At 63.7% G+C, this 22,340-nt stretch carries 23 protein-coding genes; 10 read left to right on the plus strand and 13 right to left on the minus strand.

The features are described from left to right. Positions 1-185 precede the first annotated feature (185 nt). Together KSS97_RS14635 and KSS97_RS14640 are read right to left on the minus strand one after the other, a co-directional pair. On the minus strand, positions 186-2,189 hold the full coding sequence (locus KSS97_RS14635; protein WP_217859438.1) for a peptidase U32 family protein: 2,004 nt from the start codon (positions 2,187-2,189) through the stop codon (positions 186-188). A 117-nt stretch (positions 2,190-2,306) separates the two neighbouring features. After that, positions 2,307-3,875 carry a sensor domain-containing diguanylate cyclase gene (locus KSS97_RS14640; protein ID WP_217859439.1) on the minus strand — a complete coding sequence of 523 codons (1,569 nt, stop codon included), beginning with the start codon at positions 3,873-3,875 and terminating at the stop codon, positions 2,307-2,309. A 126-nt stretch (positions 3,876-4,001) separates the two neighbouring features. Between KSS97_RS14640 and KSS97_RS14645 the strand changes: the two genes are divergently transcribed. Next, the gene (locus KSS97_RS14645) at positions 4,002-4,460 is read left to right on the plus strand and encodes a metallophosphoesterase family protein (RefSeq protein WP_217859440.1); all 459 of its coding nucleotides are present in this window, start codon (positions 4,002-4,004) and stop codon (positions 4,458-4,460) included. 9 nt (positions 4,461-4,469) lie between these two features. Here KSS97_RS14645 and KSS97_RS14650 read toward each other — a convergent pair whose 3' ends face one another. The 3 genes from KSS97_RS14650 to KSS97_RS14660 form a co-directional block, all read right to left on the minus strand. Next, positions 4,470-5,372 carry a sugar phosphate isomerase/epimerase family protein gene (locus KSS97_RS14650; protein WP_045155837.1) on the minus strand — a complete coding sequence of 301 codons (903 nt, stop codon included), beginning with the start codon at positions 5,370-5,372 and terminating at the stop codon, positions 4,470-4,472. A 140-nt stretch (positions 5,373-5,512) separates the two neighbouring features. Then, a complete protein-coding gene (locus tag KSS97_RS14655; protein ID WP_217859441.1) occupies positions 5,513-6,682 on the minus strand; it encodes a Gfo/Idh/MocA family protein in 1,170 nt (389 codons plus the stop codon). 16 nt (positions 6,683-6,698) lie between these two features. Beyond that, positions 6,699-7,622 carry a TIM barrel protein gene (locus KSS97_RS14660; RefSeq protein WP_217859442.1) on the minus strand — a complete coding sequence of 308 codons (924 nt, stop codon included), beginning with the start codon at positions 7,620-7,622 and terminating at the stop codon, positions 6,699-6,701. A 127-nt stretch (positions 7,623-7,749) separates the two neighbouring features. On the opposite strand from KSS97_RS14660, the gene KSS97_RS14665 reads away from it, so the two are divergent. The 4 genes from KSS97_RS14665 (at position 7,750) to KSS97_RS14680 (ending at position 10,303) form a co-directional block, all read left to right on the plus strand. Then, positions 7,750-8,805: a LacI family DNA-binding transcriptional regulator gene (locus KSS97_RS14665; protein ID WP_045155838.1), complete on the plus strand. Its 1,056-nt coding sequence runs from the start codon at positions 7,750-7,752 to the stop codon at positions 8,803-8,805. Positions 8,806-8,898: 93 nt separating this feature from the next. Further along, positions 8,899-9,465 (plus strand): chalcone isomerase family protein, encoded by a 567-nt coding sequence (locus KSS97_RS14670; RefSeq protein ID WP_033864438.1) that lies wholly within the window; start codon positions 8,899-8,901, stop codon positions 9,463-9,465. Then, positions 9,462-10,001 (plus strand): DUF3833 domain-containing protein, encoded by a 540-nt coding sequence (locus KSS97_RS14675; RefSeq protein WP_030138823.1) that lies wholly within the window; start codon positions 9,462-9,464, stop codon positions 9,999-10,001. The genes KSS97_RS14670 and KSS97_RS14675 overlap by 4 nt, the downstream gene beginning before the upstream one ends. Then, the gene (locus KSS97_RS14680; protein WP_039591072.1) at positions 9,998-10,303 is read left to right on the plus strand and encodes a DUF6482 family protein; all 306 of its coding nucleotides are present in this window, start codon (positions 9,998-10,000) and stop codon (positions 10,301-10,303) included. Before KSS97_RS14675 ends, KSS97_RS14680 begins: the two co-directional genes overlap by 4 nt. Before the next feature lie 17 nt (positions 10,304-10,320). Here KSS97_RS14680 and KSS97_RS14685 read toward each other — a convergent pair whose 3' ends face one another. From KSS97_RS14685 to KSS97_RS14720, 8 genes are all read right to left on the minus strand, one after another. Continuing rightward, on the minus strand, positions 10,321-10,812 hold the full coding sequence (locus tag KSS97_RS14685; RefSeq protein WP_217859443.1) for a DUF2878 domain-containing protein: 492 nt from the start codon (positions 10,810-10,812) through the stop codon (positions 10,321-10,323). Continuing rightward, complete coding sequence (locus KSS97_RS14690; protein ID WP_217859444.1) at positions 10,809-12,077, minus strand: SAM-dependent methyltransferase; 1,269 nt, start codon at positions 12,075-12,077, stop codon at positions 10,809-10,811. Before KSS97_RS14690 ends, KSS97_RS14685 begins: the two co-directional genes overlap by 4 nt. Beyond that, positions 12,049-12,864, minus strand: a complete 816-nt coding sequence (locus KSS97_RS14695; protein WP_030138827.1) for a DUF1365 domain-containing protein — start codon at positions 12,862-12,864, stop codon at positions 12,049-12,051. The genes KSS97_RS14690 and KSS97_RS14695 overlap by 29 nt, the downstream gene beginning before the upstream one ends. Next, on the minus strand, positions 12,861-14,108 hold the full coding sequence (locus KSS97_RS14700) for an NAD(P)/FAD-dependent oxidoreductase (protein ID WP_030138828.1): 1,248 nt from the start codon (positions 14,106-14,108) through the stop codon (positions 12,861-12,863). The genes KSS97_RS14695 and KSS97_RS14700 overlap by 4 nt, the downstream gene beginning before the upstream one ends. Positions 14,109-14,111: 3 nt before the next feature. After that, positions 14,112-14,867, minus strand: coding sequence for an SDR family NAD(P)-dependent oxidoreductase (locus KSS97_RS14705; protein ID WP_030138829.1), 756 nt, complete (start codon positions 14,865-14,867; stop codon positions 14,112-14,114). Continuing rightward, the gene (locus KSS97_RS14710) at positions 14,864-15,286 is read right to left on the minus strand and encodes a nuclear transport factor 2 family protein (RefSeq protein WP_030138830.1); all 423 of its coding nucleotides are present in this window, start codon (positions 15,284-15,286) and stop codon (positions 14,864-14,866) included. The genes KSS97_RS14705 and KSS97_RS14710 overlap by 4 nt, the downstream gene beginning before the upstream one ends. Positions 15,287-15,451: 165 nt before the next feature. Beyond that, the gene (locus KSS97_RS14715) at positions 15,452-16,528 is read right to left on the minus strand and encodes an alkene reductase (protein WP_030138831.1); all 1,077 of its coding nucleotides are present in this window, start codon (positions 16,526-16,528) and stop codon (positions 15,452-15,454) included. Between the two features lie 46 nt (positions 16,529-16,574). Next, positions 16,575-17,414: a pirin family protein gene (locus KSS97_RS14720; RefSeq protein ID WP_217859445.1), complete on the minus strand. Its 840-nt coding sequence runs from the start codon at positions 17,412-17,414 to the stop codon at positions 16,575-16,577. A gap of 118 nt (positions 17,415-17,532) precedes the next feature. Between KSS97_RS14720 and KSS97_RS14725 the strand changes: the two genes are divergently transcribed. The 5 genes from KSS97_RS14725 (at position 17,533) to argE (ending at position 22,253) form a co-directional block, all read left to right on the plus strand. Beyond that, entirely contained in the window at positions 17,533-18,447 is a 915-nt protein-coding gene (locus KSS97_RS14725) for a LysR family transcriptional regulator (protein WP_217859446.1), read from the plus strand. Positions 18,448-18,682: 235 nt separating this feature from the next. Beyond that, positions 18,683-19,987, plus strand: a complete 1,305-nt coding sequence (locus KSS97_RS14730; RefSeq protein WP_030138834.1) for a flavin-containing monooxygenase — start codon at positions 18,683-18,685, stop codon at positions 19,985-19,987. Next, positions 19,987-20,397 carry a RidA family protein gene (locus KSS97_RS14735; RefSeq protein ID WP_003182257.1) on the plus strand — a complete coding sequence of 137 codons (411 nt, stop codon included), beginning with the start codon at positions 19,987-19,989 and terminating at the stop codon, positions 20,395-20,397. Before KSS97_RS14730 ends, KSS97_RS14735 begins: the two co-directional genes overlap by 1 nt. Positions 20,398-20,407: 10 nt before the next feature. After that, positions 20,408-21,082, plus strand: a complete 675-nt coding sequence (locus KSS97_RS14740) for a DUF1028 domain-containing protein (RefSeq protein WP_198796521.1) — start codon at positions 20,408-20,410, stop codon at positions 21,080-21,082. Beyond that, a complete protein-coding gene (argE, locus tag KSS97_RS14745) occupies positions 21,075-22,253 on the plus strand; it encodes an acetylornithine deacetylase (protein WP_217859447.1) in 1,179 nt (392 codons plus the stop codon). Before KSS97_RS14740 ends, argE begins: the two co-directional genes overlap by 8 nt. The last annotated feature ends 87 nt before the right edge of the window (positions 22,254-22,340 follow it).

A 22,340-nucleotide genomic window follows, 5' to 3' on the forward strand; every position in this document is an offset into this window, starting at 1 on the left:
CAGAAATGAAAAATCCCTGCGCCGCGTCTGATCCAACTTTTCCGGCGGCTGGAATATCGCCTTCGCGAGCAAGCCCGCTCCCACAAAAGATCAGCAGAGGCGGCTGAGTAGCAGCACTTACTGTGGGAGCGGGCTTGCTCGCGAAGACGTCGGTCCATTCAACCGAGAGGTAACTGACCCGCCGATCAATGCGTCCCGCGCGGAATCGTCTTGAGCAAATCTTCCGGGCTGATATGCCCCACCACCGGCTGCGCGGTGCTGCCCGGCAGCGGCAGGTCGAGGATGTGCCCCTTGATCTTGCCGACCACGTGCATCTCGCAGGGCTTGCAGTCGAACTTCAGCGTCAGCACTTCATCACCGTGAATCAACTGCATCGGCGCAACCTTGGTGCGCACGCCGGTGACGCCCTTGGCCTGCTTGGGGCAGAGGTTGAATGAGAAACGCAGGCAGTGCTTGGTGATCATCACCGGCACTTCGCCGGTTTCCTCGTGGGCTTCGAACGCCGCGTCGATCAGCTTGACGCCGTGGCGGTGGTAGAAGTCCCGGGCCTTCTGGTTGTAGACATTGGCCAGGAATGACAGGTGCGATTCCGGGTACACCGGCGGCGGCGTGGTCTCGGCCTTGCGCCCGCCCCGTGGGTGCGCCGCGACGCGTGCCGTGGTCAGGGCTTCGATCACCTCGCGGCGCAGCGCCTTGAGCTGGGAGTTGGGAATGAAAAACGCCTGGGGCGCGTCCAGCTTGATCGACGTGGCGTGATACTCGGTGGTGCCCAGTTGGCCGAGCAGGTCCTGCAATTGTTCCAGGGCTTGCTCCGGCTTGTTCGCCAGGCCGAAGGGACCGTCGAGGGCCACGCTGGCGCTGATGCCTTCTTCGCTGGTGGCGGTCAGCGCCAGGCGCTCTTCACGCAACTGTGCGACCCAGGCCAGGCCCACCCGGCGCTCGGCGGAGGTCTTGAGCAACGCTTGCTGCCAGTTGTGATCGAGGTTGCGGCTCAGCGGATGATTGGGGCGCAATTGGTACATGCCGGCCGGCATTTCGTTGGGCTCGACGCGGTAGCGGTAGCGCTTCTGGCCTTCGTCATCGAGGAACTCGCCCTTGGGTTCGGCGATGTTGGCCCGGAAACCCACCACTTCGCGCTTGACCAGCACGTTGAGGCCGTCGCCGTTGGACAGCGGGTCAGAGGTCACCACTTGCAGGTCACGCTTGCCGACTTTCTCCACCACGCCCACCGGTACGCCGGTGAACGTCGGCGAATCGAAGGCGCCGATGTCGATCTTGCGCTCGCTGACGAAATAGTCAGTGCTGCCACGGTGGAAGGTCTTGTCCGGGTCCGGCACGAAGAAATGCGCGATGCGGCCACTGGAGGCGCGGGCCAGGTCGGGGCGGTCTTCGAGTACATCGTCCAGGCGCTGGCGATAATAGGCGGTGATGTTCTTCACATAGGCCGCATCCTTGTAGCGACCCTCGATCTTGAACGAGCGTACGCCAGCCTCCACCAGGGCGCGGATGTTGGCGCTCTGGTTGTTGTCTTTCATCGACAGCAGGTGTTTCTCGTAGGCGACCACCCGGCCCTGATCATCTTTCAGGGTATAGGGCAGGCGGCAGGCCTGGGAGCAATCGCCTCGGTTGGCGCTACGGCCGTTTTGCGCGTGGGAGATGTTGCACTGCCCGGAAAACGCCACGCACAGCGCGCCGTGGATGAAGAACTCGATGGCCGCGTCGGTCTCGTCGGCGATGGCGCGGATTTCCTGCAGGTTCAGCTCACGGGCCAATACCAGTTGCGAGAAACCGGCCTGGTCGAGGAATTTCGCCCGGGCGAGGGTGCGAATGTCGGTCTGGGTGCTGGCGTGCAGCTCGATCGGCGGGATGTCCAGTTCCATCACGCCCAGGTCCTGGACGATCAGGGCATCGACGCCGGCGTCATAGAGCTGGTGGATCAACTGGCGGGCCGGCTCCAGCTCGTTGTCGTGCAGGATCGTGTTGATCGTGGTGAACACCCGGGCGTGGTAGCGGTGGGCGAACTCCACCAACTGGGCGATATCGCTCACCTCGTTGCAGGCGTTGTGACGCGCGCCGAAACTCGGGCCACCGATGTACACGGCATCGGCGCCATGCAGGATGGCCTCGCGGGCGATGGTCACGTCGCGGGCGGGGCTGAGCAATTCCAGATGATGTTTAGGCAAGGACATGTTTTTTTAGTCAGGCTGGTCACGGTCGAAGCGCGCATTGTAGCCGCCAGGCGCCGGATCGGCACCTGCGCAACCCGACATTGGGTGATATGAGGCGATATGCGGTTGATCGCCGCGTCAGGGCCGGGAAGCACCGGCACTGCACCAGCGGTTTCGCCCGGTGTTCTTCGCCAGGTACAAAAACGCGTCTGCGGCCTTGATCAGCATGGCCGGGGTCGCGTCCTCGTTGCTTGGCTGGCAGGTGGTGATGCCGGCGCTGATGGTCACGATCCCCAAGGGATGATCGCCATGCTCGATGTTCAAGGCCCGGACGGCTTCGAGGATTTGCTGCGCGACCTTGGCGGCGCCAGGGCTGTCCGTGTTGGGCAGCAACACGGTGAACTCCTCGCCGCCGTAGCGGACCGCCAGGTCACCCGGTCGCTTGATCGTCTGCCCGATCGCGCCGGCAATGGCCCGCAGGCAGTCGTCACCGGCGGCGTGGCCGTAGCGGTCGTTGAAGCGCTTGAAGTAATCGACGTCGAGCATGATCAGGGCCAGGGACGAACCCTGGCGCTTGGCCAGGCGCAGCTCATCGGCCAGGGCAATGTCCAGCCGCCGACGATTGCCCAGCCCGGTCAGGCTGTCGGTCAGCGCCATTTCGCGCATGGCCTGGTGGGCGCTGCGGATCTGCTTTTCCATGGTCATGCGATAGCGCAACTGGCTCAGCACGATGAGACCGAAAGCCACCAGCACCGAGATCAGGAACACCAGCACCAGGCTGGTCTTGAACAGGTCGCGACGCCAGGGGCCGATGATTGAATCCCGGGACAGGCCGGCCTCCACCACCAAGGGGTAGGTGGTCAGGGCGCGATAGCCGTAGAGGCGCTCGGTGGCGTCGACGACGGCCCTGGCTTCGGCGATGCCCTGGTTGGAGGTGGGCAAATGCTCCCGGAAAATCACGCTGTTGACCAAGCTCTTGCCGATCACCGAGGCGACGAAAGGCCGGCGCACCAGGATCGTTCCACTGCGTGTCGCCAGGACCAGCGCGCCCTTGTCGTCGATCTTGAAATCACCGTAGTAATCGACGAAATAGCTGACCTTGACGGTCCCGAGCAGCACGCCCGCGAACGAACCGTCGGGGTTGTTCAGGCGCCTGGAGACTGGAATGATCAAATCATTGGTGGAGCGGCTGTTGATCACCTCGCCGATGCGTACGCCCCGGTCGTCGTGGGTGCGGTGGTACTGGAAATAGTCGCGGTCGGCGTTGTTCGCCGTTTCCGGGATCACCTCCTTGTCCGTCGCCAGCCATTGGCCATCCGGGCCATAGATGAACAGCCCGTGCAACTGCGGCATGATCGCGGCCTGTTGCACCAGCAGCCTATGGATGCGCGGGATGTCCATGTTTTGCAGACCATCGCCTTCCACGCGTTCGGCGAGGGCGGCGGTCACCACGTCGACTTGTCGGATGGTGTCTTCGGCGTGTTGGGCGGTTGCCCGTGCCAGGTTGGTGACCGAATCGCGCGCAGAGGCAAAGGCCGCGCGATAATCACGCCATGTTCGCCAGCCTTCGACGGCCAGGAAGGCGATGATGACCACGAGCATGAAACTGACGGTCAACCGAAACGCCGCCCCGGCTCGCACAGCCTGCTGGGAGAAGGCTTCATCGGGGCTTTCGATTTTTGGCTCTGGCTGCTTGCATCCGAGCATTCACATATCCTTTCCACGACAGGTTCGCGGCTTTCAGCGCGGAGCCTATCCTATTCGATTTCAGCACGTTAGCTAACTGCGACGAGATAGATATAGCCCACGACACACGCCGCAGGAGGAAGGTTCATGAAAGTTGGCGTCATTTCCGATACCCACGGCCTGCTGCGCCCCGAAGCGCTTGCGGCGCTGCAAGGCTGCGAGCGGATCATTCATGCCGGTGATATAGGCAGCCCGCAGATTCTGGAGGCATTGTCCGCCATCGCCGAGCTGCATGTGGTGCGGGGAAACAATGATCTGGGGGCCGATTGGGCAGGGCACATCGCCGATTGCCTGCAGTTCGACCTCGGCGGATGGCAAGTGCTGTTGGTCCATGACATCGCCGACGTGCCGACGCCCCTTGGCCCGGACGTAAGACTGGTGGTCACCGGCCACTCCCACAAACCGTTGATCGAATGGCGCGGCGAGCGGCTCTACCTCAACCCTGGCAGCGCCGGCCGGCGGCGTTTCAAGCTGCCGGTGACGCTGGCGCTGCTGGAGATCAGCGAACAGGCGATCGAGCCGCGGATCGTGCCGTTGCTGCCGTGACGAGCGGGTTTACCTGAAATACTTATCGACGTAGGCCTGGATTTCCTGGCGCATGAAGCGCCCGGATTCATCCGCGCGTTCCTCCCAGCCGAACACGCACGCGGTGACGATGCCATCGAAGCCGGTCTTGGCCAGCTCGCCAAAGAACAGGTCCCAGTCGATCTCGCCCTGGTGCATGTCCATGTGCTGGTGCACCGTCACTTTGGCGCCGGGCGGGTTGACGATGTAGCGCAGGCCGGACGAGGCCTTGTGGTTGTAGGTGTCGGCGATGTGCACGTGGGCAATCATCGGCCCGGCTTCGGCGATCATGGCTTTCATGTCGTCGCCGAAGTAGAAGGTGTGGGGCGTGCAGTAGAGGAACTTGACGTTGTCCGAGCCAATGGTCTTGAGCATGTCCAGGGCCGGGTGCAGCGTCTCGCACCAGTCCTCCGGATGGGGCTCGACGTTGAGCGTGACGCCTTCGGATTCGAGGATCGGCACCAATTCCTCCATCGAACGCCACCAGGCCGCTTCGCTCGACTCATGGCTGTGCACGCCGCCACAGCAACTGACCTTATGCCCGCGATCCGGCGACGGTCCGCGGCCGAATTCCGAGTTCATCGTGGTGCAGCCCATCTCCACGGCGACCTGGATCGCTTCCTTCCAATAGTTCACCGCAGCCCGGCGCTCGTCCTCGTGCGGGCTGGCCCAGCGGTACATGGGTAGCAGCGAAGCCAGTTGCAAATCGTGGTCGCGCAGGGCCTTCTTGAATTCGGCGATGCGTTCCTTGTGGGCCCGCGGGCGAACCCACCACGGCAGGAAATCTTCCCGTGGCGACAGCTCGAGGTATTCGTAGCCGAGCTCGGCGGTCTTGCGGCAGAGGTCCGGCAGGCTCAGGTGGCGGTGCATGTAGGGATCGAGGGCGATTTTCATTGTTGTTCTCCTTGGGGAACGTTCATGACCGTGGCGAGGGAGCTTGCTCCCGCTGGACTGCGCAGCAGTCCCAAAAAAGGGGCCGCTTCGCGCCCCAGCGGGAGCAAGCTCCCTCGCCACAGGAATTCTCTCGCAGCGGGTTAGTAGGCGACCCAGGTTGAATCGTTGTCAGCCGATTCCACGCAACGCTCGACCCAGCGCACGCCGTCCACGCCAGCGTCGATGTCGGGGTAGCGCAGCGCGGCCAGCGTCTCGGTGTCGCCACGGTTGGCGGCGTCCATGGCGAGGGCGAAGCGGCGATAGAGGTTGGACCAGCCTTCGAACAGCCCTTCGGGGTGGCCGCCACCGATGCGATCGTCTTGCAGCGCGTCGGGATGCAAGTAGCCCATGCCGCGCTCGAGGGTTTGCGCGGGTTGGCCCTGGATTTCGAAACTCAGCTGGTTCGGGCGTTCGTCCCACCATTCCAGGCTCGCCCGGGACCCGATCACGCGGACCTTCTGGCCGTGCATGGAACCGGCGTTCACCGCGCTGGACCAGACCATGCCCATCGCGCCGCTTTCGTATTCCATCAAGGTGTAGGCGTTGTCCTCCAGCGGGGCGCGGCTGGCGACGAAGCTTTGCCGGCTGCACATCAGGCGCTTGATCTTGAAGGCGGGCAACATGACTTTGGACAGGTACAGCGGATGCGTGCCCACGTCGCCCAACACATAACTGGGCCCTGCCTGGCGCGGGTCGACGCGCCATTGCGTCGCCTGGTTCTGCGCCTCTACCGGTGCGCTATGGAAACCGTGGGCGAACTGCATGTGCACCATGCGAATCTCCCCCAGCTCGTGGGCGGCGATCATCGCCCGCGCCTGCTCAATCAACTGGTGCCCGGCATAGCCGTAGGTCAGGCCGACGATGCGGCCCTTGGATTTCGCCAGGTCCCGCAGCGCCTCGGCCTCGTCGAGGGTGAAGCACAGCGGTTTTTCGCAGACCACATGCAAGCCGGCTTCAAGGGCTGCGCGGGTAATGGCGTAATGCGTGCCGTTGGGGGTGGCGATCGACACCGCCTCGATGCCGTCGGGCCGCTGCGCTTCCAGCTCGAACAGGCTCAGGTAGTCCGGATAACAGCGCGCCGGGTCGATCCCCAGCCGTTGGCCGAAGGCCCGGCCACGCTCGGGGTCGATGTCCAGCGCGGCGGCAACCAGTTCGAAGTTGCGGTCGCGCAGGGCGGCCGAGCGGTGGATGTAGCCAATCTGGCTGTGTTCGCCGCCGCCGACCATGGCCCAGCGGAGGGGGCGTGCAAGGATGTTGCTGCCATTGATCATGAGGACTCCTTTTCCTTTAAAAACCGATGCGGGATAGATAGGCGCGGCTGGCCGCCACGTCTTCCAGGCTGCTGGCGGCATTGCGCGGGTCGCGTTCCTGTTCGACGGTGATGCAGCCTTGGTAACCGAGCTCATGTAGGAGGCGATGCAACGCCGGGTAATCGATGACGCCACGCCCGATCGGGCACATCACGCCCCGGGCGCAGGCTGCGAAGAAGCGGATGCGTTCGTTCAACACCTGGTCGAAGACCGCCGGGTCGATGTCCTTGAAGTGCAGGTAATCCACGCGATGAGCGTAGGTACGCAGCGATGCGAGGGGGTCCATGCCTGCGTAATAGAGGTGCCCGGTGTCCAGGCACAATCCGGCGACGTCGGGGGGAATATCATCCACCAGCCGCGCCAGCTCATCGGCGAATTCGATGTGGCCGCCCGCGTGAGGATGGATGACGGCACGGATGCCGTAGGCGTGCCAGGCGATGTCGGCGACGGCGCGGATGTGCGCCATCATGGCGTTCCAGCGCGCGTCGTCCAGGCGTGGCGCGCGGTCCGAGTGGCCGGCCGCGTAGTCGCGTTCTTCGTGGCCCCAGTCGATGATCACCAGGTAGGGGCCACCGAAGCGTTGGCCGGGTTGTGGTTCGATGGGCGGCAACTGTTTGAGCAATCCGCAAATGGCGTGGGCCTGGCGCAGCAACTCCGGCAGGTTGGCCGGACTTACCAAGTCATCGAAAATCGTCCCCGCGACGATGTGAAGGCCGTGCTCCGACAGCGCTGGGCTGAGGGTCTCGGCCTCCAGCGGCAGATAGCCGCAAGGCCCCAACTCGATGCCGCGATAACCGGCCTCGGCGGCTTCGCCCAACACCCGTTGCCACGGCGGCAGGAACGGGTTCTTGATGTCATCGACGCCCCAGCAGCAGGGCGCCGTGCAGATGTGAATCGCCATGGAAGCACTCCGGCGGTGTTGTTGTTTTTGTCTTGCCCTGATGCTATTGCCTCGGCGGGGAGCGGGCCATGGGGTGATGGCTTAATGTGGCAAAACCCCTCATGATGCCGGAAAGAGGTGTCAAGACATGTCAAAGCAACCCCGCCGAAAACTACGACCGACCATGGCCGACGTCGCCCGGGAAGCCGGCGTGAGCCTGTCGACCGTCGACCGAGTTCTGAACCTGCGCGCCGATGTCCGCGCCGACACCGCCCAGCGCATCGCCGCGGCGGCCGGGCGCTTGGGTTTTCATGCCAAGGCCGTGATCGAGCAACGGGTGCTCAACGACCGTCCCACCTTGCGCTTGGGCTTCCTGTTGCAGAAAAGCGGGGTGCCGTTCTACCAAGGGCTGGCCCACGCCCTGTCAAACGCCGCCGCCACCTGCGCGCGAGCGCGCATTCGGGTGGTCATCGGTTACCTGGACGACCTCGACCCCGTCAACGTGGCGCAACGCATCCTGGCCCTGCGCGACCAGGTGGACGGCCTCGGCGTGGTGGCGGTCGATCACCCCAGGGTGCGCGAGGCGGTGGCCCAATTGCGTGAGACAGGCATATCGGTGGTAGCGTTGCTGTCGGAATTGTCGAGCAGCGCCGGCACCGGCTACGCCGGCCTCGACAACCGCCTCACAGGCCGTACGGCTGGCTGGTTCATCAGCCGCCTCGCCAGGCAGCCCGGTCCAGCGGCGGTCATGCTCAGCAGCCAGCGTTTCCAGTGCCAGGAATTGTGCGAACTGAGCTTTCGCAGCTACCTGGCGGAGCAGTCCGGTGAATGGGAACTGCTCGCCTCGCGCCTGACCCTGGAAGACGATGAATTCGCTTATGGCAATACGCTCGACCTGCTCACGGCAGAACCCGACCTGGCGGGGCTCTATGTGGCTGGCGGCGGCATCGCCGGGGTGTTGCGCGCCCTGCGTAGCCTTCAGGAACAACAGCTTCGCCTGCCCGTGGTGGTGTGCCATGACCTCACGCCGCTGACCCGCGACGCGTTGAAGACCGGGTTGGTCCAGGCAGTACTTTCCCATCCGGTGATCGCCTTGGCGGAAGAGGCCGTCGATGCCTTGGTCGAGGCTGCGACGGCCACGTTGGCAGGGCCGGTGGCGAGGCGGGTGGTGCCGCTGCAGGTTGATGTACCGGAAAGCGTCTAGGGAAAATCCCAAGGTATTTGCCTACAAAAAAGCTGTACAAAACTATGATGTTGTACAAATATCGGTTTGCCTTCGCAAACCGGTTGCTTGCCCATGCCCAGATCCTTAGCCGCCCGCCACCGCTTGATAAGTGCCATGAGCCTTGCGCTGGCGCTGTACGCCAGTGATGCCTTGGCGGATTGGCGCGAGGCCTTGCCCGGAGCGGATCTGATCGGCGAGGCAGATTTTCGCTGGTACGGGTTCGCCGTCTACCGGGCGCGGCTCTGGAGCACCGTGTCCAAGCCGAGCCTGGACACGCCTTTTGCCCTTGAACTCGATTATCGGCGCCGCATCAGCAAGCAGGACCTGGTCGAAACCAGCCTTGAGGAAATGCAACGCGTCACCGGCACGGTGCAGGATGCCGGGCGCCTGGAAGCCTGGGCGGCGCAGATGCGCGGTGCCTTTGTCGATGTGCAACCCGGCACTCGCATCACCGGCGTGTACCTGCCCGGCCAAGGCAGTCGCTTTTATGTCGATGGACGCCTTTCCCGCGAGATTGCCGACACGCTGTTCTCCCGATGTTTTTTCTCGATCTGGCTCGATCCGCGCACGCGTCATCCCGAGTTGCGCCAACGATTGCTGGGGCTCGATACGTCAAACGCAAAAAGGAGCACGCCATGATCCGTCTGCTGGCCATCTTGTTGCTGGTGATGGGCCTGACCAGTTGCGGCAATGTCAACGTAGGCCGCTATGCCGACCAGCAACCGCAACTCGACCTGGAGCGTTTCTTCAGCAAACCCGTCAAGGCCTGGGGCATCTATCAGAAGCGCTCGGGCGAAGTGATCAAGCGTTTCGAAGTGGATATTTCCAGCCGCCGCGAGGGCGATCGACTGATACTCGACGAGCGTTTTCTCTACAGCGATGGAAGCCGGCAGCGTAGGGTCTGGACATTGACGCCAACCGGCCCGGGCCTTTGGAGTGGTCGCGCCGACGATGTAATTGGCGAGGCGTTAGGGGAGGTGGCGGGCAATGCGCTGCGCTGGCGCTATCGACTGAACCTGCAAGTGGACGATTCCACTTACGAGGTGACGTTTGACGACTGGATGTACCTTATGGACGAGGACACGCTGATCAACCGCTCCAGCATGAGCAAAGCCGGCATCGAATTGGGACAAGTGACGCTGTTCTTCCGTCGCCAGGCGGGGGACATGCCATGACTTTGAAAGAACTGCTCCAACTGGCCGTCGAGGGTCGGATCGTCGAGTTGGAATTGCTCTCACTGGAAGGCGGAATCTACCTTCTACGTGTCCGATTGGACCGGGAAGTGTTCACGTTGCTTGACGAGTCGGGACATTCGTTTCGAGTTCGCTCCACCACGCATCTGCGGGAGCTGTTGCGCGATGTGCCGCGCCTGCCCTGTACGCTGATTCAACAGGTTGTCCATGATGAAATGTGCGGCCAGCGTGAAGGGCTGATCGAGCCGCTGCGCCTGCCGCTTTTCCTGGATGAGCCTTGGTAGACAGACCGATGCCGTGGCTACTGGGCGTCGGCCAGGCGTACGGCCAGCGGCAGCCCTATCGCCCATAGCGGCGCCAGCACCAGCGCGGTGCCGAGCATCCCCAGCGGCAGTGAAACACCCGCCAGTGGTGCGCCCGCGCAGTAGGCGAGGGGGCCGCCGACTGCGCCCGCGAGGGCGCCAAGCCACAGCTTTTTTCCAGCCCATGCCAGGCCGTGGCGCAGCCCGCTGGCAAAAACCAGCCAGAGCAGCGCCAGCCACAGCGGCAACGGGCTTTCAGCGAATTCGAACAGGCCCAAGATCCCCAGGCTCCCATCCAGCAACATACCGCTCACACCGACACGCAGCATCGCCCGGCGCTCGGCCTTCGGGTCGGGGCACAACAGTAGGTGAGCGAGCAATCCAACCACCACGGCAGCAAGCCATGCCGGCTGGTGCGCACCCAGTACACACGCCCACCAGCCCAATTGCAGCCAGAGCGCATTGGCAATCAGCGCGGTGCGACTGATCATGCTTGACGCTGTTCCAGCAAGGGCGCGGGGCGGGCCCCGGGGGCGGCGAACAGCAGTTGCGCGACGCCAATGGCACGCTCCTGGAACCCGCCCTCGCAATAGCACAGGTAAAACTCCCAAAGGCGCTGGAACGTCTCGTCATAACCCAACGCCAGCAGGGCCTGGCGCGACTGCCGGAAGTTGTCGTGCCAGTGGCGCAGGGTGCGGGCGTAATGCGCGCCAAAATCTTCCAGGTGCAGCAAGTTGAGCGGGGTCTGGGCACTGGCGGTCTTGAGCAGCATCGACAGGGACGGAAGCGCCCCACCGGGAAAGATGTGCCGCTGGATGAAATCCACCGAGCGCCGGGCCTGGTCGTAGCGTTGGTCGCGAATGGTGATGGCCTGGATCAGCATCAGGCCGTCGTCCTTGAGCAGCGCGGCGCAGCGGCGGAAATACTCGGGCAGGTAGCGATGGCCGACTGCTTCGATCATCTCGATGGACACCAATTTATCGAAGCGTCCCTCCAGGTCGCGGTAATCCTGGCACAGCACTTCGATGCGTTGTTGCAGGCCCAGCGCCGCGACACGTTGACAGGTATGCGCGTACTGCTCTTTGGAAAGTGTCGTGGTGGTGACTTTGCAGCCGTAATGGGTAGCCGCATGGATGGCCAGGCTGCCCCAACCGGTGCCGATCTCCAGCAGATGGTCGCCGGGTCGCAGATCAAGCTTCTGGCAGATGCGTTCGAGCTTGTTGACCTGGGCCTGTTCGAGGCTTTGTTCGGCATGTTCGAACATGGCCGCCGAATACATCATCGTTGGATCTAGCAAGCGTTCGAACAGCTCGTTGCCCAGGTCGTAATGGGCCATGATGTTGCGCCGCGAGCCCTTGCGATTGTTGCGATTGAGCCAGTGCAAGCCGCGCAGCAAAGGCCGGCCCAGGCGTGCCAGGCCGCTGTCCATGGCATCGAGCACGTCAAGATTGGCGACGAACAGGCGAGTGACGGCGGTGAGGTCGTTGCTGCGCCAGTAGCCGTGGATATACGCCTCGCCGGCACCGATCGAACCATTGCCGGCGACCATGCCCCAGACGGCACCGTCCAGTATCTCGGCCTCGGCCACCAAAGGGCTGGACACGTCGCCAAAGCTCAACGGCTCGCCATCCAGCATGAGGCGCAGGTGGCCGTGACGCAGGCGGCGCAGTTGTGCGAACACGGCCTGTTTGAACAGGCCGCCGCTCAACGGGCAGCCGCCGCTGGCCTTAGTGACGCTCAGGGTGGGTTCGGACATGGTCTGGATCCTTATGGGCGGTTTGGCCGACAGTCAGGCTGCCATCGCTGGCCTGATGATCGTGCAGGGGCGTGCGTTTGAAGAGCAGGCGCAGGGCCTGCCAATAGATGGCGCTCACGGTGCGCAAGCTCATCCACGGAAACGCCAGCACGTAGCGACGCAGTGCTGGCGCGTCGAGAGGGCGACGTTGCAGCGCGAGGTCGGCCTCGAACACCTTTTGGCCGGCGCGCCAGTTTTCCATGTGCACGCGGATGTGCGAGTCCTGGATCAGGAAGCGCATGCGGTAGTCCATGTCCCGTGGCAGGAACGGTGAAACATGGAACGCCTTGGCGACCTGGAACAGGTGCGGCTCGCCGGGGGTTACCGGCAGCACGTAATGGTGGCGCTCACGCCAGGGTGTGTTACGCACTTCACAGAGAATTGCCGCCAGGCGCCCGGCAGTGTCATGGCAGAAGAAGAAACTCACCGGATTGAATGACAGGCCCCAACTGCGTGGTTGGGTCAACAGATGGATTGCGCCTTGAGGAACGGAGCCCAGCGCTTGCCCTACGACTTCCCGCACCGCTTGAACCAGCGGGATGCCCGCTTGGGTAAGGGTCGGCAGGTAGTCACGCTCACGCCAGCACAACGGCGCCACACGCCATGGCCGCAGTAAACGTGACAGTCTCAGCAGGCTCGCTTGTTCGGCGAGATCGAGGTAAAACATGCCGATCGGATACCGGAACGCGTGGACGCGCGGCGTATGGCGCCGATGATCGATCCAGCCGTGACACAGGCTGCTGTTCAAAGCACTTCTCCGAAATGCTCCGCCACGGCGAGCGCGCTGACGACGCCGTCTTCATGGAAGCCATTGGCCCAGTAGGCGCCGCAGAAATAGCTGTGCTGCTGTCCTTGCAGGTCATTTTGCCGAGCCTGGGCGGCGATCCCGGCGAGGCTGTATTGCGGGTGGGCGTAGTCGAAGCGGGCGAGGACCTTGGCCGGGTCCACCGACGCGCTTTGGTTCAGGCTCACGCAGAACGTCACCGGCGCATCGAACCCCTGGAGAATGTTCATGTTGTAGGTCAATGCGGCAGGTGCCTGTGGCGGACCGCCCAGACGGTAGTTCCAGCTCGCCCAGGCGTTCTGGCGCCGTGGCAATAATCGAGTGTCGGTGTGCAGCAGCACCTCGTTGTGGGCGTAGGCCAGGGCACCGAGCACATCGACTTCATCGACGCTTGGGGTTTCGAGCAGCGCCAGGGCCTGGTCGCTGTGGCAGGCGAATACCACCTTGTCGAATCGCTCCGGGCCACGATGGCTGTGCACGGTCACGCCGTCGGCGTCGCGGCTGACCCGCTGCACCGGACAGTCGAGATGGATGCGTTGGCGAAAGCGGGCGCACAACGGCTCGATGTAGGCGCGGGAACCGCCTTCGAGCACTCGCCATTGCGGACGCTGGTTGACCGACAGCAGGCCGTGGTTGTGGCAGAAACGCACGAAGAATTGCAGCGGGAACGCCAGCATTCCGGCCGGCGACATCGACCAGATCGCCGAGCCCATCGGCACGATGTAATGGTCGATGAAGCGTTGGCCGTAGCGCCGGTCGCGCAGGTAATCACCCAGTCGAGTGGCGCCGTCGATACGCTGCGCCTTGAGGTCCGCAGTCGCCTCGCGGTTGAACCTGAGAATATCCAGCAGCATGCCCCAGAAGCTCAGAGACAACAGGTTGCGCCGGCGGGCGAACAGGCTGTCCAGGGTGTGCCCTTTGTATTCCTGGCCGGACGCTGGGTCATGCACCGAGAAACTCATTTCCGTCGGGCGCGACGCCACGCCCAACTGGTCCAGCAAGCGGATGAAGTTCGGGTAGGTCCAGTCGTTGTAAACAATGAAACCGGTGTCCACGCCGTAGCGTCGGCCCTGCCAATCGACATCCACGGTATGGGTATGGCCGCCGATCCGGTTGTCAGCTTCGAACACCGTAATCTGATGCTGGCGGGCCAACAGGTAGGCGCACGTCAGTCCCGAGATACCGCTGCCGATGATTGCGATGCGCATGGTTCAAGTCCTTTCCGCGTTACGTGAAAGACGACGGCCAAGCGCAAGGCGCCAGCGCGCAGGCAGGTGCCCGAGCAACCGCATGACAAAAATGAAGGCCCACGGAAACGCGATATCCAGCGGGCGCGGGCCCAGGCGTCGCGCGATGTGCTGCGCGGCCCGTTGTGCCGACCAGATCTGGGGCATGGGAAAGTCATTGCGCCGGGTCAGAGGCGTATCGACAAAGCCGGGGCTCACCAGGGTGACGTCGATGCCTTCGGCAGCCAGGTCGATGCGCAACGACTCGAGCAGGTAACGCAACGCGGCCTTGGACGCGCCGTAGGCACCGGCCCGGGGCAGGGCCAGCCAGGTCACCGCGCTGCACACCGCGACCAGATGCGGGGCTTGGCCTCGGCGCAACAGGGGCAGGGCCGCTTCCAGGCAATGGCAGGTGCCGAGCAGGTTGGTGTCGAGTACGCGCTCCACCAGGCGCGAGTCGAACTGCCCCGGTTCCAGGTATTCGCAGGTGCCAGCGTTGAGAATCACCTGATCGAGGGCGCCCCATTCGCGGTCGATGCGCTGGAGGATGGCGGCGATCTGCTCCGGATCGGTCACGTCTCCCGGAAGGACGAGCACCTGATCCGGAAAGTGTTCGGCCAAGGCTCGCAGTGGCCCGACCTGCCGAGCGCTCAACGCCAGGCGATGGCCTTGTCCAAGCAGCACCGCAGCCAGCTCGGCGCCGATGCCGCTGCTGGCACCGGTCAGCCAGATGCGGCTCATGCCAGCCTCCGCTTGAGCCAGCGAATCAGTGGGCCGAAGAGCGGCAAGTGCTCGTAGAGCAGGGCGCCGGCGTCGAAGAAGTCCCGATGCAGGTAGACCCGATCGTTCCAGCGCAAGTAGGTGCAGCCTGGCAATTCGATCGGCGCCCCGCCGTTCAGGCGCGGGTGACGAAAGCGCAGCGTCCAGCGCAGGTAGCCCTCGCCGGGGCCGGTTTCATCGTAGCCATGGAAGTCGTAACGCACGTCGCTGACGTTGGCGTAGAGCTGGGCGAAGTAATCGCGCAGGGCCGGCAGCCCTTCGACCCGGTGCAAGGGGTCTTGGAAGTGCACATCGTCACTGTAGAGCCTGTCGAGTTCAGCCAGGCGGCTGGCATCCAGCTCGGCGAACGCGTGGGCGAAACCTTTGAGAAAGGCAGACATGTCAGGCTCCGAAAGTTGTACATGGTTCTATTTCTGTACAAGTATTCGGAGCGTACTGCATGAGTTGTACTAGATAAAGCGATTTGTATAAGTATTTTGGTTTTCTGTACAACTTGATGTGGCGAGCCGTGAAACGCTTCCATGCGCGTCGCCGGGTGCTGGCCTTTATTGGGCGGGCAGGGTCGGATAATCCGTATAACCAGCCTCTTCACCTTGATAGAACGTGGCGGGATCGGGCGCATTCAACGCTTCACCCAAGCGGAAACGCTCCACTAGGTCCGGGTTCGCCAGGAACGGTGTGCCAAACGCTACCAAGTCAGCGGTGCCCTGGCTGATCGCCGCACCTGCGCGTTCAGCGCTGTAGCCGCCGTTGGCGATGTACGGGCCGCCAAAGCGCCGCTTGAGTTCGACGAAATCGAACGGGCCTTCGCCCAATTCGACAATGTGCAGGTACGCCAGGCCATAGCGGCTGAGCATCCGGGCCGTGTAGTCGAAAGTTGCCTGGGGATGACTGTCGCTCATCGAGAAATAGCTGAAGATCGGCGACAGGCGAACGCCAACGCGGCTGGCGCCGAAGACTTCGATCACTGACTCGACCACTTCCTTGAGAAAGCGCGCGCGGTTTTCGATCGAGCCACCGTAGGCATCGGTGCGCTGGTTGGTGCCGTCACGCAGGAACTGGTCGATCAGGTAGCCGTTGGCGCCGTGGATTTCCACGCCGTCGAAACCGGCGAGCTTGGCGTTGAGGGCGGCCTGGCGGAAATCGTCGATCACCCCAGGGATTTCATCCAGCGCCAATGCCCGTGGCAGTTCATAGGGCTTGAGGCCTTCGGCGGTATAGATTTCACCGTCGGCCTTGATCGCCGACGGGGCCACGGGCAGGGCGCCGTCAGCCTGGACCAGGGAGTGGGACAACCGGCCCACGTGCCAGAGTTGCAAGTAGATTTGCCCACCTTGGGCGTGAACAGCGTCGGTCACCTGTTTCCAGCCGGCGACTTGCTGGCTGGTGAAAATCCCGGGGGTGCGCAGATAACCCTTGCCTTGGGCCGAAACCTGCGAGCCTTCGGTAACAATGAGCCCGGCGCTGGCCCGCTGGCTGTAGTACTCGGCCATGAGCGGCGTCGCGACATCGCCGTCGCCTGCGCGGCTGCGGGTCATGGGCGCCATGACCATGCGGTTTTTCAAGGACAGCGTGCCGACTTGGACGCGGGAAAGCAGAAGATCAAGACCGATGTGGCTCATGAGGCACCTTTGATTATCAGGATTGAAAAGGGGTATCGAGGGACGGCTAGGCCAGCCGCCCTTGTTGTTTCAACTGGGCGCCGATGCGGCGGATTTCGCTTTCGCCCTGTTCCAGTGCGGCCTCGCTGGTGTGGACTGAGTAGTGACCCATCACCAGGTCGTGGGGATGCTTGACCGCCGAACCGAGCACGAAGGAGGTCGCGCCCCGGGCAACGATGTCGATGGCTGCGGCGGAGTCCTGGAAGATCACCATTTCCCCAGCAGTGATATTTGCGTCCGCGTCGAGGCTGCCGCTGTTGACGGCCAGCCACGCAACGTCGTGTCCGGCCGGCGGTGTGTAGCGCCAGCGCTCCTTGTCCTTGAGCTGCACGGCCAGGTAGTTCATGCCGGCGGGCGCGGCAACGCTGCTGCGCGCGGCGCCGTATTGGCCAAGCAGGACCAGCGCCGGACCTTCCCGAGGAATCTCGGAGGGCGCGAGATAAACGCTGTGGGCCGGGGCATTCTCCTGGGCCGGCGGCAACGCTACCCAGAGCTGGAAACCGCGTATGGCGGAGCCGCCAACGGGCCGGGCGTCATGCCAGACGCCGTTACCGGCTTGCATCCACTCCATGCCGCCACTCGGTAGCGTGCCGGATTTGCCGGTGGTGTCCTCATAGGCCACTTCGCCCTCGATCATGTAGGTCAGTGTTGCGATCCCGGAATGAGGGTGCATGCCGAAGCCGCGTGGCATGCCCTTGGCGTTTAATTCGAACAGGTCGAGGAACACGAAAGGTTTGCACAGTTGGCCGAGATCGCCGGGGCTCATGAGCCGAGTGATAGGCCCATGGCTGCTGCCGCGGGTACGGTGGACGATGGCGCGCGGTGGCGTCGCGACGATGCTGTTCATGAAAGACCTCGGAGTTCTGGAACACGTTGGCGTCGATGGGGAAAGCGTAAGCCGCTTCCAATGGCTTGATTAGCCGATACAATCGGATTGAACTCATCCAGAAAACGAAGGAATGCCGATGCTGGACCTGAACGACGTGGCGCTTTTTGTCCAAGTGGTGCGCAGCGGCAGTTTTGCCGAAGCGGCCAGGCGGCTGGGCATGCCTTCGAACACCGTCAGCCGGCGCGTCCAGCAATTGGAAGCGCAACTGGGTTCACGGTTGCTGCAGCGCTCCACCCGCAAGCTCACGCTGACCCACGTGGGCGAAGGGTTTTATGAGCGTTGCGTGGGCGCGGTAGACGGCTTGATGGATGCGGGCCAGGCACTGATGCACGGCAGTGACGAACCAGCCGGCCTGGTGCGGATCGCCGCGATGGCGGATTTCTTCGACTTCTTCCCGATGGAATGGATTGCCGACTTCCTCGCCGCGCACCCGCGGGTGCAACTTGATTTCGTGCTCAGCGATGCCCGTGTCGACCTGATTGCCGATCGCATTGATGTCGCGTTTCGAGGCGGTGTGCTGCAGGACTCGGGGTATGTCGGCCGGCAACTGCTCGGCAATGCCAGCGACGGCATGGTCGCCAGCCCGGCCTACATCGCTGCGTGGGGCATGCCGACGTTGCTGGACGACCTGGCTCGGCACTACAGCGTGAATTTTCCCCATCCCAGTGGGCTGAGCCAGTGGCAGCTCATCGGTCCGGATGGCCATGAAGTGGAAGTGCAGATACCCAGCCGCTTCAACGCCAATACCGCCCAGGCATTGCGCAAGGCAGCGGTAGCGGGCCTGGGCATCGCTGTGCTTCCGTCGGCGCTGAGCGCCATGGACCTCGAAGCCGGCCGGCTGGTGCGCGTACTGCCGCAGTACCAACGCAGCGGTTTCGGCCTGAACGTGCTTTACCCCAGCCGACGGCAACTGCCCTTGGCGGTCTCGGCATTCATCGGGTTGGTGATGGAGAAACTCGAGCTCAAGGCGTTCCCGGCCCGGCCGAGCTGAACGCACCTTTTCGGTACTTTTTGACCTTGGACTGCCCTCCGTTGGCGCAACGCCGGACCGAGCAGTTTTTTCCTTCCCAGCCGCAATAAAAAGCCTCGTTTCGCAAATTCCTGCCTGCCAACACAATCGCCTCGACAGCTCATTTCGATAGCTGCAATCGCAGAACAACAAGAAACGATACCCGAGGCGGCACCGCGCCGACCTGAGCCAAACCCACTGCCGGAAGTGCCCAGACATGCCCGTTGAAACCCTACGCATCGATACGCTTGTAATAGGCGCCGGCCAGGCCGGTGTTGCCATGAGTGAACATTTGAGCCGCCAAGGCGTGCCGCATCTGGTGGTCGAGCGCAACCGCATCGCCGAGGCCTGGCGCACGGCGCGCTGGGATTCGCTGGTCGCCAACGGCCCGGCCTGGCATGACCGCTTTCCCGGCCTCGAATTCGCCGGCCTGGATCCCGATGCCTTTGCCTCCAAGGACCAGGTGGCCGAGTACTTCGAAGCCTATGCCCGCAAATTCAATGCGCCGATTCGCACCGGGGTGGAGGTGCGCAAGGTCGAGCGCACTGTCGGTCGCCCGGGGTTCACCGTTGATACGTCGGACGGCCTGATCGAAGCCACCAATGTGGTAGTCGCCACCGGGCCCTTCCAACGCCCCGTCATTCCGCCCATCGCGCCTGAAATGGCCACGGTCACCCAGATTCATTCGGCGCAATACCGCAACCCCGCGCAGTTGGCCGAAGGCGCCGTGCTGGTGGTCGGCGCGGGGTCGTCGGGGGTGCAGATCGCCGATGAACTGCAGCGCGCCGGCAGACAGGTCTATCTCTCTGTCGGCGCTCACGATCGTCCGCCACGGGCCTATCGCAACCGGGATTTCTGCTGGTGGCTGGGGGTGTTGGGCGAGTGGGATGCCGAAGCGGTCAAGCCGGGCAAGGAGCACGTGACCATCGCCGTGAGCGGGGCGCGGGGCGGCCATACCGTGGACTTTCGTCGGCTGGCCCACGAAGGCATCACGCTGGTGGGCCTGACGCGGGCCTTCAACGGCAGCGTGGTGAGTTTCGAGTCCAACCTTGCCGAGAACATCGCCCGTGGCGATGAGAACTACCTGGCCTTGCTCGACGCTGCCGATGCCTATATCGAGCGCAATGGCCTGGACCTGCCGCCCGAACCCGAGGCGCGCCGGTTGTTGCCCGACCCTGCATGCATGACCCATCCGATCCAGGAGCTGGACCTGGCCGAGTCGGGCGTCACGACCATCATCTGGGCCACCGGGTATTCGGTGGATTACAGCTGGCTGAACGTCGATGTGTTGAAAGCCGACGGCAAGCCTCGCCATCAGCGCGGCGTCAGTAGCGAGCCGGGCCTCTATTTCGTCGGCCTGCCATGGCTGTCGCGGCGCGGCTCGGCGTTCATCTGGGGCGTGTGGCACGACGCCCGGCACATCACCGACCACATCGTCAAACAACGCACGTACTTCGACTACCGCGATGCATCCCAACGCGATTCGCAACCTTTGAAAACCAGCCTGACGGGAGTTCGTTGATGCCTACTCATACTCGCATCCGCATGTTCAACACCAAGGACACCTACCCGAACCAGACCCTGGACAACGACCTCTGCCAGGCCGTGCGCGCGGGCAATACCGTGTACGTCCGTGGACAGGTCGGCACCGATTTCGACGGCCAGTTGGTCGGCCTCGGCGACCCGCGTGCCCAGGCCGAGCAGGCCATGCGCAACGTCAAGCAATTGCTGGAAGAAGCCGGCAGCGACCTGAGCCACATCGTCAAGACCACCACCTACCTGATCGACCCGCGTTACCGCGAGCCGGTGTACCAGGAGGTCGGCAAATGGCTCAAGGGCGTGTTCCCGATTTCCACCGGGCTGGTGGTCAGCGCCCTCGGCCAGCCGCAGTGGCTGATGGAAATCGATGTGATCGCGGTCATCCCCGAATAAGGAGTACGACATGACGTTTTCCATCGTCGGACGCTGCGCCGAAACCGGCCAGTTGGGCATCGCCATCAGCTCTTCGAGCATTGCCGTCGGCGCCCGTTGCCCGTGGCTGCGGGCCGGGGTGGGCGCGGTGTCGAGCCAGAACATCACATTGCCTGCGCTGGGTCCGCAGATCCTCGACGAATTGGCGGCCGGTTCGAGGGCGCAGGAGGCGCTGGACCGTGCCCTGGCGCGTAACGGCTACAGCGAGTATCGCCAGGTCGCCGTGGTGGATGCCCAGGGGCGCACGGCGGTTTTCAGTGGTCGCCATGCGCTGGGCGTCAACGGCGCCGTGGTCGGTGAGCAGTGTGTGGCGGCCGGCAATCTGCTAGCGGGCGATGGGGTCATCGCCGCCATGGTCGCGGCATTCGAGCAGGGCGAGGGCAGTCTTGCGTCCCGGCTGTTGGGCGCATTGCAGGCGGGACAGGCCGCCGGTGGCGAAGCCGGGGCGGTGCATTCGGCGGCGTTGTCAGTGGTGGATGACCTGACCTGGCCAATTGTCGATCTGCGGGTGGATTGGGCGGAGGAAAACCCCATCGGCGAACTGGAGAAGCTCTGGCTCGCCTATCAGCCGCAGTTGCAGGACTACCTGACCCGCGCCCTTGATCCAACCCAGGCGCCCAGCTATGGAGTGCCGGGCGATGAGTGAGCTGCGCAGCCGCGCATTGCTTGCCGAGCTGGTGGGCTTTGCCACGGTCAGCCGCGATTCGAACCTGGCGCTGATCGAGTTCGTCCGCGATTACCTGCAAGGGCTGGGCGTGAGCAGCGAGCTGATCTACAACGCCGAGCACACCAAGGCCAACCTGCTGGCGAGCATCGGCCCGTCGGTGCCGGGTGGCGTGGTGCTGTCCGGGCATACCGATGTGGTGCCGGTGGATGGGCAAGCCTGGACGGTCGAGCCGTTCCGGTTGAGCGAGCGGGACGGCAAGTTGTTCGGGCGCGGTACGGCGGACATGAAAGGCTACCTGGCTTGCGTGCTCGCGGCGGTGCCGACTTTTCTCGCCAGCCCGCTGCGGCGTCCGGTGCACCTGGCCTTTTCCTATGACGAAGAAGTCGGTTGCCTGGGTGTGCGCAGTCTGCTGGAAATCCTGCCGCAACGGGTTCCGCAACCGGCCTTGTGCCTGATCGGCGAACCCACCGAGTTGCAACCGGTGCTGGGCCACAAGGGCAAATTGGCGATGCGTTGCCATGTCAAGGGCGCGCCTTGCCATTCCGCCTACGCGCCCTACGGGGTCAATGCCATCGAGCAGGCGGCGCGCCTGATCGGCCAGCTGGGTGAGATCGGCGCCGAGCTGGCCGAGCCTTCGCAGCACGACGTGCGTTTCGACCCGGGCTATTCGACGGTGCAGGTCGGCGTGATCCAGGGCGGCACGGCACTGAACATCGTCCCCGCCGATTGCCGCTTCGACTTCGAGGTACGCGCCTTGCCGGATTTCGCCCCGCAGCGGGTGGTGGAGAAATTGCAGGACTACGCCGAACAGGCGCTGCTGCCAAGGATGCGGGCGGTTCACGCCGACACCGCGATCCGTTTCGAGCCTTTGTCGGCCTATCCCGGCCTGGCGACCTCGGCGGACAGCGAAGCCGCGCGCCTGGCTGCCCGACTCTGTGGCAGCGATGCCTTCGGCACCGTGGCGTTTGGCACCGAAGGCGGGCTGTTCCATCAGGCCAGCATCCCGTCGGTGGTCTGCGGTCCCGGCAGCATGGACCAGGGTCACAAGCCCGACGAGTACGTGAGTGTCGAGCAAATGGCCGCCTGCGATCGGTTGATGGATCGCCTGGCGATTCACCTGAGCGAGCCCGATGGACGGGACCCAGGATGAACAGTTTTGTAATCGCTGTAGACCACGCCGCCCGCGCTTACGGTCACTTTTAAGTCCCGTCGCCGACTCGTGCGGGCGAGCCGGCAT

The organism is Pseudomonas alvandae, from assembly GCF_019141525.1.
Taxonomy (GTDB): domain Bacteria; phylum Pseudomonadota; class Gammaproteobacteria; order Pseudomonadales; family Pseudomonadaceae; genus Aquipseudomonas; species Aquipseudomonas alvandae.

Bases quoted from the DNA above. Each gene is read 5' to 3' on its own strand.
- KSS97_RS14740 (WP_198796521.1), top strand. From the start codon at position 20,408: ATGACGTTTTCCATCGTCGGACGCTGCGCCGAAACCGGCCAGTTGGGC.
- KSS97_RS14635 (WP_217859438.1), bottom strand. From the start codon at position 2,189: ATGTCCTTGCCTAAACATCATCTGGAATTGCTCAGCCCCGCCCGCGAC.
- KSS97_RS14660 (WP_217859442.1), bottom strand. From the start codon at position 7,622: ATGGCGATTCACATCTGCACGGCGCCCTGCTGCTGGGGCGTCGATGAC.
- KSS97_RS14725 (WP_217859446.1), top strand. From the start codon at position 17,533: ATGCTGGACCTGAACGACGTGGCGCTTTTTGTCCAAGTGGTGCGCAGC.
- KSS97_RS14640 (WP_217859439.1), bottom strand. From the start codon at position 3,875: ATGCTCGGATGCAAGCAGCCAGAGCCAAAAATCGAAAGCCCCGATGAA.
- KSS97_RS14710 (WP_030138830.1), bottom strand. From the start codon at position 15,286: ATGTCTGCCTTTCTCAAAGGTTTCGCCCACGCGTTCGCCGAGCTGGAT.
- KSS97_RS14650 (WP_045155837.1), bottom strand. From the start codon at position 5,372: ATGAAAATCGCCCTCGATCCCTACATGCACCGCCACCTGAGCCTGCCG.
- KSS97_RS14645 (WP_217859440.1), top strand. From the start codon at position 4,002: ATGAAAGTTGGCGTCATTTCCGATACCCACGGCCTGCTGCGCCCCGAA.
- KSS97_RS14665 (WP_045155838.1), top strand. From the start codon at position 7,750: ATGTCAAAGCAACCCCGCCGAAAACTACGACCGACCATGGCCGACGTC.
- KSS97_RS14715 (WP_030138831.1), bottom strand. From the start codon at position 16,528: ATGAGCCACATCGGTCTTGATCTTCTGCTTTCCCGCGTCCAAGTCGGC.
- KSS97_RS14685 (WP_217859443.1), bottom strand. From the start codon at position 10,812: ATGATCAGTCGCACCGCGCTGATTGCCAATGCGCTCTGGCTGCAATTG.
- KSS97_RS14705 (WP_030138829.1), bottom strand. From the start codon at position 14,867: ATGAGCCGCATCTGGCTGACCGGTGCCAGCAGCGGCATCGGCGCCGAG.
- KSS97_RS14670 (WP_033864438.1), top strand. From the start codon at position 8,899: ATGCCCAGATCCTTAGCCGCCCGCCACCGCTTGATAAGTGCCATGAGC.
- KSS97_RS14720 (WP_217859445.1), bottom strand. From the start codon at position 17,414: ATGAACAGCATCGTCGCGACGCCACCGCGCGCCATCGTCCACCGTACC.
- KSS97_RS14735 (WP_003182257.1), top strand. From the start codon at position 19,987: ATGCCTACTCATACTCGCATCCGCATGTTCAACACCAAGGACACCTAC.
- KSS97_RS14730 (WP_030138834.1), top strand. From the start codon at position 18,683: ATGCCCGTTGAAACCCTACGCATCGATACGCTTGTAATAGGCGCCGGC.
- KSS97_RS14675 (WP_030138823.1), top strand. From the start codon at position 9,462: ATGATCCGTCTGCTGGCCATCTTGTTGCTGGTGATGGGCCTGACCAGT.
- argE (WP_217859447.1), top strand. From the start codon at position 21,075: ATGAGTGAGCTGCGCAGCCGCGCATTGCTTGCCGAGCTGGTGGGCTTT.
- KSS97_RS14690 (WP_217859444.1), bottom strand. From the start codon at position 12,077: ATGTCCGAACCCACCCTGAGCGTCACTAAGGCCAGCGGCGGCTGCCCG.
- KSS97_RS14680 (WP_039591072.1), top strand. From the start codon at position 9,998: ATGACTTTGAAAGAACTGCTCCAACTGGCCGTCGAGGGTCGGATCGTC.
- KSS97_RS14700 (WP_030138828.1), bottom strand. From the start codon at position 14,108: ATGCGCATCGCAATCATCGGCAGCGGTATCTCGGGACTGACGTGCGCC.
- KSS97_RS14655 (WP_217859441.1), bottom strand. From the start codon at position 6,682: ATGATCAATGGCAGCAACATCCTTGCACGCCCCCTCCGCTGGGCCATG.